The organism is Buttiauxella izardii (assembly GCF_003601925.1).
Lineage (GTDB): Bacteria > Pseudomonadota > Gammaproteobacteria > Enterobacterales > Enterobacteriaceae > Buttiauxella > Buttiauxella izardii.
On record NZ_QZWH01000039.1, the window covers coordinates 38,648 to 57,025 of the forward strand.

General features: G+C 48.3%; 14 protein-coding genes and 1 tRNA gene. 6 read left to right on the forward strand and 9 right to left on the reverse strand.

The window, feature by feature from the left end:
• Positions 1-109 precede the first annotated feature (109 nt).
• Positions 110-204, forward strand: a tRNA-Sec gene (locus D6029_RS16515).
• Between the two features lie 301 nt (positions 205-505).
• Here D6029_RS16515 and D6029_RS16520 read toward each other — a convergent pair.
• Positions 506-997, reverse strand: coding sequence for a hypothetical protein (locus tag D6029_RS16520; RefSeq protein ID WP_120065895.1), 492 nt, complete (start codon positions 995-997; stop codon positions 506-508).
• 406 nt (positions 998-1,403) lie between these two features.
• Between D6029_RS16520 and D6029_RS16525 the strand changes: the two genes are divergently transcribed.
• On the forward strand, positions 1,404-2,324 hold the full coding sequence (locus tag D6029_RS16525) for a L,D-transpeptidase family protein (RefSeq protein ID WP_120065842.1): 921 nt from the start codon (positions 1,404-1,406) through the stop codon (positions 2,322-2,324).
• Positions 2,325-2,675: 351 nt separating this feature from the next.
• The gene (locus D6029_RS16530) at positions 2,676-4,337 is read left to right on the forward strand and encodes an NAD-dependent malic enzyme (protein ID WP_120065843.1); all 1,662 of its coding nucleotides are present in this window, start codon (positions 2,676-2,678) and stop codon (positions 4,335-4,337) included.
• Between the two features lie 116 nt (positions 4,338-4,453).
• Here D6029_RS16530 and D6029_RS16535 read toward each other — a convergent pair whose 3' ends face one another.
• Positions 4,454-5,662, reverse strand: coding sequence for an MFS transporter (locus tag D6029_RS16535; protein WP_120065844.1), 1,209 nt, complete (start codon positions 5,660-5,662; stop codon positions 4,454-4,456).
• Between the two features lie 482 nt (positions 5,663-6,144).
• Here D6029_RS16535 and D6029_RS16540 point away from each other — a divergent pair, with 482 nt between their 5' ends.
• On the forward strand, positions 6,145-6,504 hold the full coding sequence (locus tag D6029_RS16540) for a hypothetical protein (RefSeq protein ID WP_147365243.1): 360 nt from the start codon (positions 6,145-6,147) through the stop codon (positions 6,502-6,504).
• Positions 6,505-6,595: 91 nt separating this feature from the next.
• Here the strand turns inward: D6029_RS16540 and D6029_RS16545 are convergent, their stop codons facing one another.
• On the reverse strand, positions 6,596-8,563 hold the full coding sequence (locus D6029_RS16545) for an RNA-binding domain-containing protein (RefSeq protein ID WP_120065846.1): 1,968 nt from the start codon (positions 8,561-8,563) through the stop codon (positions 6,596-6,598).
• Between the two features lie 251 nt (positions 8,564-8,814).
• Between D6029_RS16545 and D6029_RS16550 the strand changes: the two genes are divergently transcribed.
• Positions 8,815-9,036 (forward strand): YgdI/YgdR family lipoprotein, encoded by a 222-nt coding sequence (locus D6029_RS16550; protein WP_120065847.1) that lies wholly within the window; start codon positions 8,815-8,817, stop codon positions 9,034-9,036.
• A 52-nt stretch (positions 9,037-9,088) separates the two neighbouring features.
• Here the strand turns inward: D6029_RS16550 and D6029_RS16555 are convergent, their stop codons facing one another.
• The 5 genes from D6029_RS16555 to fdnG are packed head-to-tail and all read right to left on the reverse strand — an operon-like array spanning position 9,089 to position 15,584.
• A complete protein-coding gene (locus D6029_RS16555) occupies positions 9,089-9,997 on the reverse strand; it encodes an alpha/beta hydrolase (RefSeq protein WP_120065848.1) in 909 nt (302 codons plus the stop codon).
• A 60-nt stretch (positions 9,998-10,057) separates the two neighbouring features.
• On the reverse strand, positions 10,058-10,987 hold the full coding sequence (gene fdhE / locus D6029_RS16560) for a formate dehydrogenase accessory protein FdhE (protein WP_120065849.1): 930 nt from the start codon (positions 10,985-10,987) through the stop codon (positions 10,058-10,060).
• Positions 10,984-11,619, reverse strand: coding sequence for a formate dehydrogenase cytochrome b556 subunit (gene fdoI, locus D6029_RS16565; protein ID WP_064514398.1), 636 nt, complete (start codon positions 11,617-11,619; stop codon positions 10,984-10,986). The genes fdhE and fdoI overlap by 4 nt, the downstream gene beginning before the upstream one ends.
• Positions 11,616-12,521 (reverse strand): formate dehydrogenase subunit beta, encoded by a 906-nt coding sequence (gene fdxH, locus D6029_RS16570; protein WP_120065850.1) that lies wholly within the window; start codon positions 12,519-12,521, stop codon positions 11,616-11,618. Before fdxH ends, fdoI begins: the two co-directional genes overlap by 4 nt.
• 12 nt (positions 12,522-12,533) lie before the next feature.
• The gene (fdnG, locus tag D6029_RS16575) at positions 12,534-15,584 is read right to left on the reverse strand and encodes a formate dehydrogenase-N subunit alpha (RefSeq protein WP_120065851.1); all 3,051 of its coding nucleotides are present in this window, start codon (positions 15,582-15,584) and stop codon (positions 12,534-12,536) included.
• Positions 15,585-15,757: 173 nt separating this feature from the next.
• Between fdnG and fdhD the strand changes: the two genes are divergently transcribed.
• A complete protein-coding gene (gene fdhD / locus D6029_RS16580; RefSeq protein ID WP_120065852.1) occupies positions 15,758-16,582 on the forward strand; it encodes a formate dehydrogenase accessory sulfurtransferase FdhD in 825 nt (274 codons plus the stop codon).
• A gap of 6 nt (positions 16,583-16,588) precedes the next feature.
• Here the strand turns inward: fdhD and D6029_RS16585 are convergent, their stop codons facing one another.
• Positions 16,589-18,322: a putative frv operon regulatory protein gene (locus D6029_RS16585; RefSeq protein WP_120065853.1), complete on the reverse strand. Its 1,734-nt coding sequence runs from the start codon at positions 18,320-18,322 to the stop codon at positions 16,589-16,591.
• Positions 18,323-18,378 lie beyond the last annotated feature (56 nt).

The following is an 18,378-nucleotide window of genomic DNA, read 5'->3' on the forward strand; positions in this document are numbered from 1 at the left end:
ATCCGGCTAATAGTTTTCAGGAAATCATTGTGGAAAGGGCAAAGCATTGTTTGGTAAGCGGGAGAAACCAGGTATACTGCGCACCGCCTCCATGTAGCAATCGAGGCCAGGAAGATCGTCGTCTCCGGTGAGGCGGCTGGACTTCAAATCCAGTTGGTGCCGCCAGCGGTGCCGGGCAGGTTCAACTCCTGTGATCTTCCGCCAGTTAAGCTCTCCCCAACTCTTCTGTAGTCAACAATCCCCATAAAAACAAAGTACTTACTGACATTTCCTACCATAGTTAGTCAACGGAACTCTTCCAGCATCAAGATACATATGAGGGTATAAAATAGACTCTCTTTTGTGGACTCCCACACTATAGGCGCCAAAGCAATACCGCCTTCTATGAAGGCGGATTTTTACTTCGTTGTGTCTCAGATGATATCGAGAATGCGCATTGCCGGTGAGTACAACAACGGTATCAATAATGAGAGTTTAATATCCCCCCATTTACCGCCCCACCATCTTATGCTCTTCCAATAATGGTATTAATATTTTTGATATACATTATTAGAACCATTCCTGCAGCCAGAAGATGCCAGAGATATTCACCATCGCTTGCGCCGGACAGTGTCTGGCTAAACAACATCACACTGGTCACGAATAGTGACGCCACAGCACTTTTCATTAGCCACGGACGGGCATTAGCATCTGTCAGGAATTCCAGCTTCAGAATAGAAACAATAATGAAGATGAAAGGAAGGCACTGAAGAATAATCAAAACAGGGAAAAGCGCATCAAATAGCGGACTTAATGCAACATGAGCAACCTGACTCTTATCCCAGGTTCCAACGATGTACTCCTTCCAACCTGCCCAGGTATCCCCATGGTAAGCCGTCTCAGGCGACACGAGACCATTGAAAATACCGCAAACCTTATCAATGAACCCATTTTTAAACCAAAATATACCCAGGAAAATTTGTACCGGGATAATGTGAAAAGAGAGTTTTTTAAACATATAGATAACATCCTCGCAATACAGATAGAGTGCGGCAAGAGTAATGACTGATAATTTTGTAAAATTAAAAGGCATTAGGGCAGGAGTTCGTCCTGAATATTAAGCATACGCCCTTCAAAATTTTAAATACATTTCTTGCAATAGGTAAAAATAGACATTGCGCTACTCTGGAAATAGATAAAAACAGTACATTAATAAACCAAGCAACGAACCAATCTATCTAATAATATGTTTCAAGAATGTTTCCTTGTTATCCGGATGTAGCGCGGCGCCCATATAAAAGACAAAACATTGCAAGAGAAATGTAATCTCATACCATTTAACTCCTACGTAAATTAATACGAATATGGAGCGATGATTATATTGAGAGTAATATCACATCAATTCATCATACAAATGGTTCATCATGAAATTCCGTACACCCTTTCTCCTGGTCATTGGACTCCTGGCCTCACACTCTTCATTCTCCTCAACATTCACTCTCCCTTCTGACGGCGGTCGTTTGGTTGGGCAAAATGCTATTGAGCAAATCCCCTCCCACAACAAGCAGCCGCTGGAAAACTTTGCAGTTAAGTACCATGTGGGTTTAAGCAATATGCTGGAAGCGAATCCAGGTATAGACCCCTGGTTGCCGCAATCGGGAAGCGTTGTCACATTCCCTCTGCAAGTGATTCTGCCTGATACGGTACATGAGGGAATCATCATTAATACTGCTGAAATGCGGCTTTACTATTACCCACAAGGCAAGAATGTAGTGGAAATTTTCCCGGTGGGTATAGGCCAGGTGGGCCACGATACACCTGATCATTGGGTGACGAGGGTGCAAGGCAAAAAAGCAGGCCCAACCTGGACACCTACGCCTAATGAAAGGGCTGAGTTTGCTGCAGAAGGCCAAATATTGCCGGCGGTTGTTCCTCCTGGGCCAGAAAACCCGATGGGTTTATATGCGATGTATATCGGTAATCTTTTTGCTATTCATGGCACAAACGCAAATTTTGGAATTGGCCTGAGAGTCAGCCACGGTTGTGTTCGTTTAAGGGCTGATGACTTGAAAAAACTCTTTAATGAAGTCCCGGTCGGTACTCGCGTTGAATTGATTAACGAACCGGTGAAAGCCACTGTTGAGCCAGATGGATCTCGTTATGTAGAGGTTCACAACCCACTATCTTCAAATGAAGCAGAATTTAATACGGCAAACGTATCGCCTCTTCACCTGTCTCAGAAAATTGAATCCGTCTTAGGGGATAAACAGGTGCAACATGACGTTGTGGATAAAGCATTGGCAATGCGCGCAGGCTTGCCTGTACAAATTAACATCAAAAACTAAATCTTATCAGGACTGATAAAAGGGTAGTCGACAGAAAAGGGGGGTTGATGTTGTTAGTTAAACCAACATCAACCTTTCTGTTATATTTTGTTGCACTTCACTTTAAAACAACACACCTGTCTTCATTATGTTTCTTTTGTGCACCTGAATGTTTCAGATAAATTTATTGAGAATTACCAAGGTTGCATTTTTGTTTTTATTATTCTTAATCACACATCTGACGCTTAAAGCATATAGCCTTTTTGAATATGGATTCTGGCTACTGATTTAGCACATTTGCATAAGAAAATAATTAGGAATATATATCTCTACAAATTCAGACAGTCAATTATTTAACAAAGTGAGAGTCAAATGCGATACACCCATCTTTCCGGGCAATCCCTGCTTAGCAATACAACCTTTAATAAGGGAAGCGCATTTAGTAACAGTGAGCGTAATGAATTTAATTTACATGGACTTATCCCAACTATTGTTGAAACTATAGATGAACAAAGTGACCGGATCCGCTTCCAGCTAAATAATTTCATCACTGACGAAGACAAGCATATTTTTTTGCGTAACCTGCAAGATACAAATGAGGTGCTTTTTTATCATTACATTACTTCTGATATCGAATCTTCGCTGCCGTTAATTTATACACCAACGGTTGGTTATGCCTGCCAGCATTTTTCGGAAATCTGGCGTAAAAACCGAGGAGTATTTATTGCCTGGGAGGATCGGGACAATATTGAAAGCATTCTTCGAAATGTTCTTAGCGATGATATCAAAATTATTGTGGTTACAGATGGTGAGAGAATTCTCGGGTTAGGCGACCAGGGCATTGGTGGGATGGGTATTCCTATAGGGAAATTGTCTTTATACACGGCATGCGGCGGTATAGATCCACATCAGTGTTTACCCGTAATGCTCGATGTCGGGACTAATAATAACGAACTGCTAAGCAATCCATTGTATATGGGAGCACGCCATGCTCGAATTTCTGATGCGGAATACTTTGAGTTCATTGATATTTTCGTGTCGGCAATTGAGCGCCGTTGGCCTGGTGTATTATTGCAGTTTGAGGATTTCGCATTACAGCATGCCACTCCATTGTTGAAAGAATATCAGGACAAATTATGTTGCTTTAATGATGATATTCAGGGAACAGCGTCTGTAGCATTAGGCTCTATTCTCGCGGCCTGTCTGCGCAATAAAATATCACTTTCCGAACAACGTATTATGTTCGTTGGGGCTGGATCTGCGGGTTGTGGCATTGCCGAGCTCATTGTATCAGCACTTAAGGCTGATGGTATTGATGAGGAAGTCGCCAGAAGTCATATATTTCTTGTCGATAAAGATGGGCTGGTATTAAAAGACACTCCGGCATTAACCGATTTCCAGTATCGACTGGCTCATGCAAGAGAAAGCTTAACATTTTCGCCTGATGGCAAAAATATTGCGGCACTGGTTAATTGCATTCGACCTTCGATATTGATTGGGGTATCTGGTGTGCCTGGACTTTTTACGGAAGAAGTTATCAAATCGATGCATTCTTGCACTTCCACGCCGATTATTTTCCCGTTGTCGAATCCAACGTCACGCGTCGAAGCTGAACCTGCCGACATTATCGAATGGACCGAAGGTAACGCGATCATAGCTACAGGTAGTCCATTCGCGCCGGTAATCTACAATGGTAATAAGCACATCATTTCTCAATGCAATAACTCTTATATCTTCCCGGGCCTTGGGTTGGGTGTTTTACTCTCCAATGCGAAACGCGTAACCGAAAGTATGTTCCTGGCAGCCAGTAAAATCCTTGCACAATCATCGCCTATGCTCAAAGACCCGCATGGAGCATTATTACCTGAGCTTACAAAGATTCATGAAATATCTAAAAAAATTGCCATTGCCGTTGCGCTTGCAGGTGCTGAGGATGGCGTTGCGACAAGAATGGGAATTTATGAATTAGAAGAAAAATTAGAGAAGATATTCTGGAAACCTGAGTATCAGGATTACAAGCGTATTTCTTTCTGATGAGTTTCCCCTACCCGCTTTGTTTTAAGTAACCATAAAAAATCCGGAAATATTAATCATTTCCGGATTTTTTGTTAATTAACCAGGCGACTAAACACCATTGATATCAAAATGGCTTAAACCTTTGCAGTTGAAGCCGGGCGACGCACCGTAAGTGAAAACACGATAGAGACGATAAGCAGCACAAAGATAACCCAGAAAGTTGCCTGGAAACCGCCAAACATCGAAGCGATAACCGAGCCGAGGAAGGAACCAATACCAAAACCCAGGTAGATAACACCGTAGTTTTTGGTCACGTTATTCAAACCAAAAAATTCGGAGACCAGGGAAGGATATGTGGTCAGGTGACCGCCGAAATTAAACGCCACACATGCCAGAGCGAAGAAGAAAGAGACTTCGTGCAGGTGGGCGAAATTAAGCATTACCATCCCGACGAGACAAACAATCTGACCAAAAGTAACAACGCGGATAGTGCTGACTTTATCAGACATAATGCCCATCACCAGGCGGCCCAGCAGGTTAGCCACCGCAACCACGGTTACCGCATTGGCGGCTGTAATGGCATCCAGATGCACCATAGATTGTGCGATGTCTTTTGCCACACCAACCACATACAACCCTCCCATCATGGCAGTAGTGAACATCAGAGCCAGCAACCAGTATTGCGGTTTACGCATCGCTTCAGCCAGGGTGTAATCCTTCTGAATTTCACCACCAGAAACTTTCACGTTCTGATGTGGGGCATCCGTCATCAGCAATGCGCCAACGATACAGATAATCGCGGCGATCACACCCCACCACATCATTGCGGAAGACAGCAGGAAATGAGTTAGCAGATCAACGTTAATGAATTTGAATGCCAGTGAACCCAGGCCATAGCAGCCGATAGAGAAAGCAGAGATAAGCCCTTTGCGTTCAGGGAACCAGCGTACACAGTTTGTCAGTGTCAGAAGATAGCCTGCACCATCAGCGATACCCACCAATACACCGCCAGTTATCCACAACACCATCAGATTCGATGAGAAGCCCGTTGCGGTCAGGCCAATAAGCAACAGAATAGCCGAAGCAATAGTGACGGTTTTAACACCAAATTTATCCTGAAGTTTACCCGCGAAGGAGGAGGCAATTGCCAGACCCAGGCAGAGAATACCGAACGTGAACGCGACATTGGGAATCGTCGAATGCAGTTTCGAAGCAAACGGAGCATTGAATAAAGACCAGGTGTAGACGGAGCCGAGTGCGAACTGAGCGAGCAGTGTTCCAACAAAGGTTAGCCAGCGAGTATGTGCCGGATAGACCTTTTGAGAACCCGATTTACTTTTCATCGAATGAACCTTAAGTGGTAGTAACTAAATTGCGCCCACTCTATTCCCCATTTATTGCAAGGGATCAGAAAAGGAATGAAGTGCCATTAAAGCGGAATGAAATGCCTTTATTTCGGTATGAAATGCATCATTTGTATGATGAATGGATTTCATGGACAAAAAACAAACGAAAAAACGGCGCGGAGTTTGACCGGTATTGTTCAGCGGCGAAACGTTTCCAGGTATTCACCTGGTTTACGTAGGTCGGGTAAGCGCAGCGTCACCCGACAAAATGGTGGATGACACAATCGCTTATCCACCCGACATCCCCCTGCCGCACAATCTCTACGGACTTCTTTGTCGATGCGGCATGTGACATACTGTGCGGATATTGTTCCCGCCACAAAAACTTACCGGGCGCAAACAAGACAAAACAAGGGGTTACGTGATGCGTAGCCCTTTTTTAATGCCTGATGAAGCAGGCAGTAATCGAAGAGGTTTTTATGAACTGGGATGTGTTGAAGTGGTTGATTGGCATCTACTTTGGCTGTTTTTTTGGGCTTCTCAAAGTAGCCTATTCAGACCCAAAATTTTATCTGGAGTACATAGATAAAAAACTCACCTGGTTCTGTTACACCTGCATGATAGCCTTCAGCGCTTTTTGGTATGGGCTATATGCTTGTAAAAACTACACTATTGATAACATTGACCTGATATCAGAGCAGCTCGCCCATCTGGAAAAAGAATATAGCTATGTCACTTCCTATCTTCTTGTCCTGATTATCGGCTCCTGTTTATCCTTTGCCGCCAGCATTTTGTATATAGATATCGCGCGTAGAAAACAGGCTCATTTGAGTTCTTAAGCCTCGCGACGACGTTGGCAAAATCCGAAAAGTTAAAAGCCCGCATGGTGAGTTCATGCGGGCTTTTTTGTTTTATGGCTCCCAAATCTTACTAATTCAACGTATAGCCCTGTTTAGGGGAATTGGGTTTATTAGGGAATGCTAGTTTCAGCTGTTTTGCATCCACCATCGGCTTTAAGTAGTTCTGACGAATACTTTGCGCCTTACGCCCCAATAGTATTTCCATTACAGATACGGATAAGTAATGTCCATTGCATAAATCGGTGAGGAGTTCTTTCATGACTTCAGTATCCAGGCGGCGATGTTCTCTGGATGGCGCAGTCTTATCTTGAAGATATTCCCGAAACTCGACACTCAATACTTCCAGATCATCAATAAACGGTTTATCAAGTAACTCATGGATAAAGCGGCCATTTTCATCCCGCCCCTGATTCCCATCCACTAAGTTGTGTTCACTATGCGTTAAGCTTGGGTCGCTATGCGTTAAGTTGGGCTCGTTATGCGTTAAGTTCTTAACTCCACTTAACGCATTAGCAAAGACATCCTCCGGAGAAGGCGGCTCCATTCCTGGTAAACTATATGATTTATCTCGTTTCTCTCCACTGGATACAAGGAACCCTTTATCCACCAATTTTGGAAGTGTTAAGGTTACATCGCGAGAATGTTTGCTGGTCAACTGGCATGCTCTCTCATGATTAACCCAACCCTCTATGGCTGCGGTGACAACAATCATTTTTTCAAAATCATCAAGCTGATGAAAAGTTTCACCAAATAATGCATCAAGAAGCTCAGTAACTTCTCGAGGAATTAAACTCACCGTCGACAGTTCCAGCAATGTTTGTTCAGACGGTTCTGTTTTCTCATACAGCTTGGGTGTGCGCCAGTTAGCCCACTTCCACCCACTCATTATTTTGGGGATCCCAGAACCTGCACGCTCCCCTGCGCCAATCATCAAAAACATCTGATGCATTCGGCGATTACGACAATCACTTTCTCCACCTTTAATGGCAATTTCCGGCGGTACTCTCATAAGACCTGGGTTACGAAAACCAAATAAGTCGGGTCTTTTGATAATTAAGATTGAGCTTCTGCCTGTGTAATCAGCATGAACCAGTGTATTTACAAGTGCCTCACGTATGGCTTCATGCGCTCTGGTCTCATCAAGGCGGATACCATCTTGTAATTCAAAAGGAACTTTCAGGTCGGTGATGAGCTTGCGGTATGTACGGCGATAAAAATCAAAAATATTTCCAGACCAAGAGCCATCGGGATAAATCCTGTCTATCCAACGAGCATCTGATTGGGCCTCATCACGTTCGCGATAATCAACAAAATAGTTTGGAACAGCATCTTGAATGGCATTCCATGTTCCAAACATCAGGATGCCTGCAAGGGTTAAACCTTCAACTCCACTTTGCCGGTCTTTACGCCAACCACCTATATTTTTAAATAAATCAAAAATATCCATTTCTAGCCATGGATGTTGCGGCTTTGCAGCGGTGAATAAATTTCGGTAAGCGCGCAAACTGTCCTGATCAATATCGTTGAAATCAAAACCAGGAAGGATTTTATCATCACGACTATCTTCAACCTGTTCTGCCATCATTCTTTTTATTTGTTCTTCAGAACAGTGGCAATCTCCCTCATGGCGGCGTATATACGCTTCTGACATAGGCTGATTATTAAGATAAATTGGTTTTTGTTCACGCCTGGCAGCAGGGACTTCTATGACAAGAATAGTTTTGTTATCCAGAGTTACGCTCTGAACTGAATTATCGGTGAGCAGGTTGACGTTAACTTTCTTCTTATTGTTCGCAATATCGAAAAGTTGCTTTGTTACCGTTGCAACATCGCTGATTCCTTCAGTAGTAAACCGACCTTTTTTCTCTTTGACTCCCAGGACCACGTAACCGCCTCTGGCATTTGCCATAGCGCTATATGTGCGCCAGAAATCGTCAGGTAGCTTTCCTTTTCCATCAACTCCCTGTGCCAGCTTAAATTCAAGTTCCGCAGATTCAGAGAGAGTTTGAATATCAAGCAGATCGGTTATCGCAAACATATGTACCTATTGAGAGATTCGATAATTAACTAAAGAACTCAGCTGTCTTTTAGAAATGCCCAATCTGACTTCCTAAGTTTACGGTTAAGACGGCTCGCCATAAATGCGGATCAGGGTGAGTGTAACATGGTGGAGAAAGCTAAAACTTGACCACAGTATTCACCCGCTAAAACCCTTCGTAATACACCTTAACAATATGACTTAAGCCCACCGGTTACACTCCCTTTCTATTTTAAAAGGGATGTTCCAACATGAAAAAATTGATGGCAGTTTTGCTATTAAGCGGCGTTGCGCTCTCCGTTACCGCTTGCTCAAGCGACTATGTGATGTCCACCAAAACGGGCGATATGATCGTGGCGCAAGGAAAGCCGGAAGTGGATAAAGACACGGGTATGACTCGCTACACGGATGAGCAAGGCAATGAACGCCAGATTAACAACGACCAAATCGTTGAGATGATTAAGAAGGACTGATTGGCCGCATTATATAACCAGCCAGGGTTTACTGGCTGATTGCAACTGAACTCTACCGCCCTACCCGCCACGCAACATCACGCATAGCATCGCGGGCCGCCTGGCTGATTCCACCCAGTTGGAAAAAGCCGTGGATCACGCCGAGGTAGCGCTGGCAGGTGGACTCAACGCCTTGATCCATCAGGCACTCATGCAGAACCTCGCCTTCATTGCGAAGTGGGTCATATTCAGCGGTGATGATATGTACCGATGGCAAACCTGCAAAATCTTCACGAAATAATGGGCTGGCTTCATCATCCATTGAGTCAAGATCGGGCATGTAGGCTTCATAACCTGAAAGCAGCGTATCGCGGGTAATGATGTAGTCGTAGCCATTTTCCTGATAGCTGACAGATTCCGCCGTAGCGTCCAGCATCGGGTAAATCAGCATCAGCCGTGCAGGCAACCAGTTTCCCGCACTTTTCAGGCGCAGGGCGGTGACCAGGGCAATGTGTCCACCGGCGCTGTCTCCCGCGAGCGTAATTCGTTCACGATTCACTTCCAGTTGATCAGCCGATTTCCAGATAGCGTTCGCCGCACACTCAGCATCGTCATGCGCTGCCGGATAAGTGTGCTCTGGTGCCAAACGATACTGAACGGCAATCACCCGGCAACCACTGTAATAGCAAAGCTGGCGTAACTGATTGTCATGGGTTTCAAACCCACCGCTAACAAAGCAACCACCGTGATAGTAGATCACTGCGGGTAGCGGTCCGGTCGCATTGAGTGGGGAAAATATGCGTAACGTGCAGCCATTAAGACAGACGTCTTTCACGTCGACTCGGGTTTCAGTTTCACCCGCTAAAACAGTGCTGGCGATATACCCGGCTCGGCGTTCGGCAAAAGTTTGTTGGCGTGAAGAAGGACGGCCTGAGTCGATGAACTCATCAACCAGCCCGGCAATTGCGGGTTCGAGGGACATACAGTGATCCTGCGTGATGACCAGGGCGGATAAGCCAAAGCTCTCCGCCCTGGGAACTTGTTACTCGCCTTCCCCTGGGAACAGGAAAGGATTAATGCTGCTGCGGGCAAAGCCTTCTTGCTCCATGCGCGCGTCAAGCACCAGCGTGGCTAAATCGTCGGCCACGGCTTCCACTTTGGCGTCTTTTTCCTGATAGAGAATCTTCAGGTAAGTGCCGCAGTCGCCGCAGCTTTCCGCTTTAATCGCTGACTGCTCGCTTTCCAGCGACCAGTAGTTCAAATCGCGGGTTTGCTCGCAGTTGCTGCATTTCACGCGCACCACATGCCACTCGGTTTCGCACAGGTTGCAGTGCAGATAACGCAGGCCGCTGGTGCCGCCAATTTGCACGATGCTGGATACCGGCATAGAACCGCAAACCGGGCAGAACTGGCGCTGTTCGCCGTATTCGGCTTTCGCACGCCCTGGGATCAGGCTGGCCATTTGCGCCCAGTAAAGCGACAACGCAGCCCAGATGAACGGGGCTTTGTCGCTCGAAACCAGCGCAAAATCAGCGTTAAACAGCGCGGTCGCCATCTCTTCCAATTCTTGCGTCGAGGCCTTTTCCAGATTTTCGATAACCGCCAGCGCCTGGCCGCTCATCTCTGGTTTCAGCTCAGCAATCAACGAATTAAGCAGGCGCTGCCAGTGCGGATCACGCGGTAAAACGTGGATATCCAACGGCGGCTTGCCGGTTTCAGAAGATTTCTGAATTAGCGCCGTTAAATCCATTTCAAGCGGATGGTCGTACAGCACCACTTCCTGAGCATGGGCAATCAACGCGGCAAAGCGCAGAAAATCACCCAAAGGATTGTCAGACGCCAGTTCGAGCAGGCGTTCTGCGCGGCGGTTATAGAGATTTTTCAGCCGAGGGAACAGTAACGGCGGAATCATCTCCGCCGCACGTTTGTCGCCCTTATCCAGCTGATCTTGCGGGACTATGCGAATACTCATTCCTGTCGTTTTTCCTGTTTCTGGCGAACTTCACGATACCATTTCGGATGGTGTTTCTTCGCCCAGGATGTTGTCACCCAGCCTTCCACCATCGCGGTAATCGTGCCTTTCACCCAAAGGGCTGCGTAGATGTGGACCATAATAACCACAATCAAGGCCACTGCGGCAAATGAATGCACCATCAGGGCTACGCGAATCACCGGGATTGAGAAAGCAGGAGCGAAGTAAGGACGCCAGATAATCACGCCGCTCACCAGCAACAACACCAGGAAGATAATCGCCGCCCAGAACACGCATTTCTGGCCGAAGTTATATCGCCCGGTATCACCCACTTCCTCGTTGACGACGATCTTACGAATATTCTTCGCCCAAAAGATATCATCTCGATTGATTAGATTGTGGTGCCAGTAACGGAAAAACATGATGATAAACGAGGCAAACATCACCACACCGACGAACGGGTGCAGGATGCGCGCCAGCTGCGGCGTGCCAAGAATGTGCATCAGCCAGTTAAAGGATGGGAAGAAGAAACCTAATCCGCTTACCGCCGCCAGCACGAAGCAGAAGGCGGTGATCCAATGGTTGATGCGCTCAGGCGCGCTGTAACGCTGAATGGTCACTTGTTTTTTCATGGTTTGCGCACCTCGTCGTCTTCATGGTGCAAGTTGTCGTCTTCTTCTTCGGCACGGTTCGGGCCGACCCCCACATAGTGGAACACGCTGGCGGCAAAGGTTGCAGCAAAGCCAATAGCGGCGAGCGGCTTCCAGACACCTTTCCAGAATTTCACGGTTGGGCTGATGGACGGGTTCTCCGGCAGGCCGTGATACAACGTCGGCTTGTCCGCATGATGCAGCACGTACATAACGTGTGTGCCGCCAACGCCTTCCGGGTTATATAATCCGGCGTTGTCATAACCGCGCGTTTTCAGCTCTGCCACGCGCTCCCCTGCCAGCACTTTCATCGACTCTTTCGAGCCAAAATGAATCGCGCCAGTTGGGCAAGTTTTCACGCAGGCTGGCTCCTGGCCGACGGTCACACGGTCTACACACAAGGTGCATTTGTAGACGCGGTTGTCTTCCGGGTTCAGGCGCGGCACGTCGAACGGGCAACCGGCGATGCAGTAACCGCAGCCGATGCACTGTTCAGACTGGAAATCGACAATGCCGTTGGCGTACTGAATGATGGCACCTTCTGCCGGGCAGGCTTTCAGGCAGCCCGGATCCGCGCAGTGCATACAGCCATCTTTGCGGATTAACCATTCCAGTTTGTCGTTTTGCTCCACTTCCGAGAAGCGCATCACCGTCCACGATTTCGCGGTTAAGTCCGCCGGGTTGTCGTAAACCCCGACGTTGCTGCCGATTTCATCACGCAGGTCGTTCCACTCTGAACACGCCACCTGGCAGGCTTTGCAGCCGATGCAGGTGGTGACGTCGATAAGTTTCGCGACCTCTTGCTGATGATCCCGCGCTTGCGGCGCGGGTGTGAGTCCGTTAGTGGCGGAACGACGGATGATGTCCTGAGATTGATAAGCCATAATTCGTCTCCGTTACACCTTTTCCACATTGACCAGGAACGCTTTAAATTCAGGCGTTTGCGTGTTGGCATCCCCGACAAATGGCGTCAGAGTGTTGGCGATAAAGCCTTTCTTCGCCACGCCCTCATAACCCCAGTGAATCGGAATACCGATGGTATCAACTTTCTGGCCGTTCACGTCGAGCTGGCGAATACGCTTGGTCACCACCGCTTTGGCTTTGATAAAGCCACGGTTGGAGGAGACTTTCACCGTGTCGCCGTGCCCAATACCGAGGGAATTCGCGAGCTTCTCGCCAATCTCGATAAACTGCTCTGGCTGCGCGATGGCGTTCAATACCGCGTGTTTAGTCCAGTAGTGGAAATGCTCGGTCAGGCGATACGTGGTGCCGACATACGGGAACTTGTCGTGCTTGCCCATCGCTTCCAGGTCACCTTTGAACACGCGCGCCGCCGGGTTAGAAACCACGTTCGGGTGCAACGGGTTGGTGCCAAGCGGTGTTTCAAACGGCTCGTAGTGTTCCGGGAACGGTCCTTCTGCCATCTTATCGATAGCGAACAGACGCCCTAAACCTTCCGGCTGCATGATAAACGGCCCAACGTCAGTGCCTGGTGCGGCAGTGCTGTAGTCGGCGATATCCGCACCGCTCCACTTCGCGCCATCCCAGGAAATCAGGCGGCGTTTTTCGTCCCACGGTTTACCCGCTGGATCAGCAGATGCGCGGTTATACAGAATGCGGCGGTTGAGCGGCCATGCCCAGGCCCAACCCAGCGTGTTACCCAAACCTGACGGATCGGCGTTATCACGACGCGCCATCTGGTTGCCGTCTGGCGTCCAGCTACCGGCGAAAATCCAGCAACCGCTTGAAGTGGTGCCGTCGTCACGCAACTGAGCAAACGAACTGATCTGTTGGCCTTTTTTCACCAGAACTGCACCGGTAGCCGGGTCGAGAACATCCGCCAGCGCTTTACCGTTGCTCTCCATTGCCACTTCTTCTGGCGCAGGATTGTCTGGCGTCAGGTAATTCCAGCTCATGTTCAGCACTTGCTCAGGCAGCGCACCGCCCTCACGCAGGTACATATGGCGCAGGCGAGTGAAAATACCGGAGAGAATTTCGCCGTCGTTCAGCGCTTCCCCTGGGGCATCCGCACCTTTCCAGTGCCACTGCAACCAGCGGCCAGAGTTAACGATAGAACCGTTTTCTTCGGCAAAGCAGGTTGAAGGCAAGCGGAACACTTCGGTCTGGATTTTCGACGGGTCGACATCGTTAAACTCGCCGTGATTTTGCCAGAAGTTAGCCGTTTCGGTGTTCAGCGGGTCAATGGTCACGAGGAATTTCAGCTTCGACAGTGACGCAATGACTTTGTTTTTGTTCGGGAACGATGCCACCGGGTTGAAGCCCTGGCAGATGTAGCCGTTCACTTTGCCCTGGTTCATCATCTCGAAATATTGCAGGACGTCGTAGCCCTTGTCCCACTTCGGCAACCAGTCATAACCCCAGCTATTTTCCGCTGTAGCTTTGTCGCCAAAGAAGGCTTTCATCATCGAAACGAAGAATTTCGGGTAGTTACCCCAGTAGTTGACCTGTCCTTCCAACAGCGGTTTTGGCGTGTTGGCGGCAAGATAAGTCTGGAGATCGGCTTGTTTTTCGTTTGGCAGGGTCATATAACCCGGCAAGCTTTGTGACAGCAAACCGAGGTCAGTTAGCCCTTGAATATTGGAGTGGCCGCGCAGGGCGTTCACGCCGCCGCCTGCCATTCCCATATTGCCGAGCAGCAACTGAATCATCGCCATGGTGCGAATGTTCTGCGCGCCCACGGAGTGTTGCGTCCAGCCCAGCGCGTACAAGAACGACGCCGTTTTGTCTTTTACGCTGGTTGCGGCGATGTATTCACAAACTTTAATGAAATCATCTTTCGGGGTGCCGCAAATATTGGAAACCACTTCTGGCGTGTAGCGAGAAACGTGCTCTTTGAGCAGGTTCCAAACGCAACGTGGGTGAGTCAGCGTCAGGTCGCGTTTGGCGAAGCCTTTTTCGTCCAGCTCATAGTTCCAGGTGGTTTTGTCGTATTTACGCTTTTCCGCGTCGTAGCCCGAGAACAGGCCATCTTCAAAGCTGTAATCCTCACGCACAATCAGATTGGCGTTGGTGTAAGCCTCAACGTATTCGCGGTTGTATTTATTGTTGTTTATCAGGTACAGCAGCACGCCAGACAGGAAAGCGATGTCTGAGCCAGAGCGAATTGGGGTATAGAAATCCGCCACCGAAGCGGTACGCGTAAAGCGCGGATCAATAACAATCAGCTTCGCGCCGTTGTGGATTTTGGCTTCCATCGCCCAGCGGAACCCGACGGGATGCGCTTCTGCGGCGTTGCCACCCATAACTATAACGAGATCGGCGTTCTTGATATCAACCCAGTGGTTGGTCATCGCACCGCGACCAAATGTTGGAGCAAGACTTGCTACCGTTGGTCCGTGTCAGACACGCGCCTGGTTATCCACGGCTAACATGCCGAGGGCGCGGGAAAATTTCTGGGTTAAATAACCGGTTTCATTACTGGAAGCTGATGCACACAACATGCCGGTGGAGAGCCAACGGTTGACCGTCGTTCCCTGTTCGTTCTGCGCAATAAAGTTGGCGTCGCGGTCTTCTTTCATCAGTTTGGCGATACGGTCAAATGCCGATTCCCAACTGATTTGTTCCCATTTATCCGAGCCTGGTGCGCGGTATGAAGGGAATTTAAGACGGCTTTCACTGTGGATGAAATCCACAAGTCCTGCCCCTTTCGGGCAAAGTGCACCCCGGTTTACCGGATGGTCCGGATCACCTTCTATATGGAAAATAGATGCTTTGGCATTTTTCGCGCCATCACCGAGGCTATACATCAATAGCCCGCAACCGACGGAACAGTATGTGCAGGTGTTACGGGTTTCACGGGTACGCAATAATTTGTACTGCCGTGTTTCCGCCAGTGCAACGCCCGGGGCAAAGCCCAGTGCCGCTGCTGTAGTCCCTGCCATACCGCCAGCACAGATCTTAAAGAACTGTCTTCTGCTGACTTGCATGGATGCTCCTTTAATCGACATTTTTCACAAGTTTTATAAGTGTAATTTTTTGCGGTTTGACCGATGAAGGTTCACAATCAAACGCGAACTGGAAATACCCCCTAATCCTATAGGGGTAGTGTTTCCAGAATACCACATTAGAATTAAGGCTGTTCCAATCAGGTTAAGACAAAGTGAACAATTCCAGCCCAAATCAGAACAAATTTGTGAACACCGTCACTGGTGCGCGGTCGATAGAGCTATGGCAGCGCCACGATTTACAGCAGGCGAAAGAAGACTGGCTCGCAGAAGAAGTCCCGGTAGCGCTGGTCTACAACGGAATTTCTCATGTCGTGATGATGGCTTCACCTAAAGATCTGGAGCTTTTTGCGCTCGGGTTTTCCTTATCGGAAGGAATAATTGAATCTCCCGCAGACATTTACGGTATTGATGTTTCACAAGCCTGTAACGGCTTAGAGGTTCAAATCGAGCTTTCCAGCCGCCGCTTTATGGGGCTGAAAGAGCGCCGCCGTTCGTTGGCCGGCCGCACCGGTTGTGGTGTATGTGGCGTTGAACAACTCAACGATATTGGCCGCCCGATAACTCCACTGCCATTTACGCAAACCTTCGATTTAAACAATCTTGATGCCGCCTTAAATCAGATGCGCGAGTTCCAGCCTGTCGGGCAACTCACCGGTTGTACTCACGCCGCGCTCTGGCTTAACGAAAACGGCAAGATTCTGGATGGCAAAGAAGATATCGGTCGCCATGTGGCGCTGGATAAACTGCTCGGGGTACGCGCCCGCGAGGCCTGGCACAACGGTGCAGTTTTAGTCTCAAGCCGCGCCAGCTATGAAATGGTGCAAAAATCGGCGCAATGCGGTGTCGAAATTCTGTTTGCCGTTTCTGCGGCGACGACGCTTGCGGTAGAAGTAGCCCAGCGGTGCAATTTGACGCTGGTTGGCTTTAGCAAACCAGGGCGCGCAACGGTTTATACGCATCCGCAACGGTTGCGCTAGCGAGATTCATCCGCAGAGCAACTCCATAAACTGCTGATAATTCTCAATGCGTTCAATCTTCTGCGCATCGTAGCGATTTAACGAACTGGCTAAATAGCTGAAAATCTTTAACTCCTGGCGTAATGCGGTGCTCGTGCAGGCCAGCAATAAATGGGAAACCGATTCGTTGTTAACGACCACTGGGTGTTTCAGGCAGACAAAAAAGCCACGAAACTGGCTGCTCGATTCACTCCAGCAATGGGGGATTGCAATGCGGTTTACGACCAGGTTTTCCCCTTCCGTTTCACGTCGATAGACGCTGTTCGCGTCATCTTTATGTAATAACCCGCGCTTCACTAACCTGGCACAAATGTCTTTAATGACCGACAGCCAGTTGTCTCCCGGAGAGTTGGCATAAACAAAGCTCAGTTCCTCAGGAATAAATAGCGGGAGCTTTTGTTTTATCAGCGAATATTCCAGTTTCTCTTTCACCAGATTGATACCCGCCGGGTTAATAATATTTTTGATAATCAGCGTTTCAACCGCACATGTTTCCAGCGGGAAATGGCTGTTATTGATAATCAAAGCTGGGGTAATTTCCTCGCATATCGCGAACAGTTCCGCAGGCTGGCGGGTGATCACAACCCGGCAATGATGCAGTTCACGCTCGATAGCCTGCTGATTAATCGTGGCGATGGCGTTTTGCTCAGCAAGCAGAATTATGGTGTGTTTATCGCCCTGGTTACGTTCCAGCGCACAAGCGAAATAAAGGCCAATCAAATCACTGTCGTAAATCTCAATGTTGAGCCGTTGCCGTATACGGTTTATCAGCCCAATACTGAGATCAAATGCCATTGGCCATGCTGCTTTCAGGTTGTTCATCGAACCCTGGCGACTTTCCTGTAACCACAATGGTCTTGCCGCACACCGCGCAATATGAGCGGTTAAATCATCCAGCAATTGCGGGTCGAGCTCGCCCAAACCATGGTTTATCAATAATTCCCGCGTCAACTCACCGATCGTTTTTGCTGATACTTGCGCGGCACTCTGGCGCAGTTGGTTAAACAGTTCATCAGCCTCCTGCAATGACGCGTTGGAAAGGTAGAGTCCCGCGGCATCATAAACGGCGCGGAAAGTTTCGCTATCTGCGCCACATGCTGCATCAGGTTGTTGATTTCGTAGTGCATAAACCGCCAGCAGCAGTGTTGCACTGTATTCTGGGCTGTCGCCGATGCTTTCAAGTTGCTGTTGCAAAACCTGAAACACATGGCTTTCAAGGTTGAGATTCGCGCAGGCCATCCGCGGATCTTTTTTGATCAGGTTTGCCAGAATGATCAGTTTTTTACGCCGCGTTTCATCCACAAAATGCCCGGAGTTGGGTCTGCTGGTAATGGTAAACCAACGCTCGTAACGCAACTTCAGGCGAGCCAGTTGATCATTAACGATTTTCTCCGGCAAATTGAGCCACTCCGCCAGTTGTAAACGCGTGGTGTAGATATTGGTCAGCAGCACAAAGAGCATTTTATCGTCATTGTCATGACGTTGTAATTGCTGGAAATAACGGCCTCTGTCGAAAATTTCCAGTTGATAGCCACTGCCATTGGTGCTGATACGTGCGGCATCGCTGAGCGTAAAATTCAGATAGTCGATATCGCGCAACACGGTGCGGCTGGAGACGTTCAACCCGCGCGCCAGTTCCTTCATTGCGAGATTCTGATTCTCCAGTTTTTCGAGCAGGCACAACTGACGTTCACTAAGCATTGATGGCGTACTCTTTTAATGAAAACGTGGCCACTTTTGCGATTTAGCGGAGCGAT

What these genes read in the sequence shown, in the direction of transcription:
- D6029_RS16520 (WP_120065895.1), bottom strand. Translation starts at nt 997, where the DNA reads ATGTTTAAAAAACTCTCTTTTCACATTATCCCGGTACAAATTTTCCTG.
- D6029_RS16525 (WP_120065842.1), top strand. Translation starts at nt 1,404, where the DNA reads ATGAAATTCCGTACACCCTTTCTCCTGGTCATTGGACTCCTGGCCTCA.
- D6029_RS16530 (WP_120065843.1), top strand. Translation starts at nt 2,676, where the DNA reads ATGCGATACACCCATCTTTCCGGGCAATCCCTGCTTAGCAATACAACC.
- D6029_RS16535 (WP_120065844.1), bottom strand. Translation starts at nt 5,662, where the DNA reads ATGAAAAGTAAATCGGGTTCTCAAAAGGTCTATCCGGCACATACTCGC.
- D6029_RS16540 (WP_147365243.1), top strand. Translation starts at nt 6,145, where the DNA reads ATGAACTGGGATGTGTTGAAGTGGTTGATTGGCATCTACTTTGGCTGT.
- D6029_RS16545 (WP_120065846.1), bottom strand. Translation starts at nt 8,563, where the DNA reads ATGTTTGCGATAACCGATCTGCTTGATATTCAAACTCTCTCTGAATCT.
- D6029_RS16550 (WP_120065847.1), top strand. Translation starts at nt 8,815, where the DNA reads ATGAAAAAATTGATGGCAGTTTTGCTATTAAGCGGCGTTGCGCTCTCC.
- D6029_RS16555 (WP_120065848.1), bottom strand. Translation starts at nt 9,997, where the DNA reads ATGTCCCTCGAACCCGCAATTGCCGGGCTGGTTGATGAGTTCATCGAC.
- fdhE (WP_120065849.1), bottom strand. Translation starts at nt 10,987, where the DNA reads ATGAGTATTCGCATAGTCCCGCAAGATCAGCTGGATAAGGGCGACAAA.
- fdoI (WP_064514398.1), bottom strand. Translation starts at nt 11,619, where the DNA reads ATGAAAAAACAAGTGACCATTCAGCGTTACAGCGCGCCTGAGCGCATC.
- fdxH (WP_120065850.1), bottom strand. Translation starts at nt 12,521, where the DNA reads ATGGCTTATCAATCTCAGGACATCATCCGTCGTTCCGCCACTAACGGA.
- D6029_RS16585 (WP_120065853.1), bottom strand. Translation starts at nt 18,322, where the DNA reads ATGCTTAGTGAACGTCAGTTGTGCCTGCTCGAAAAACTGGAGAATCAG.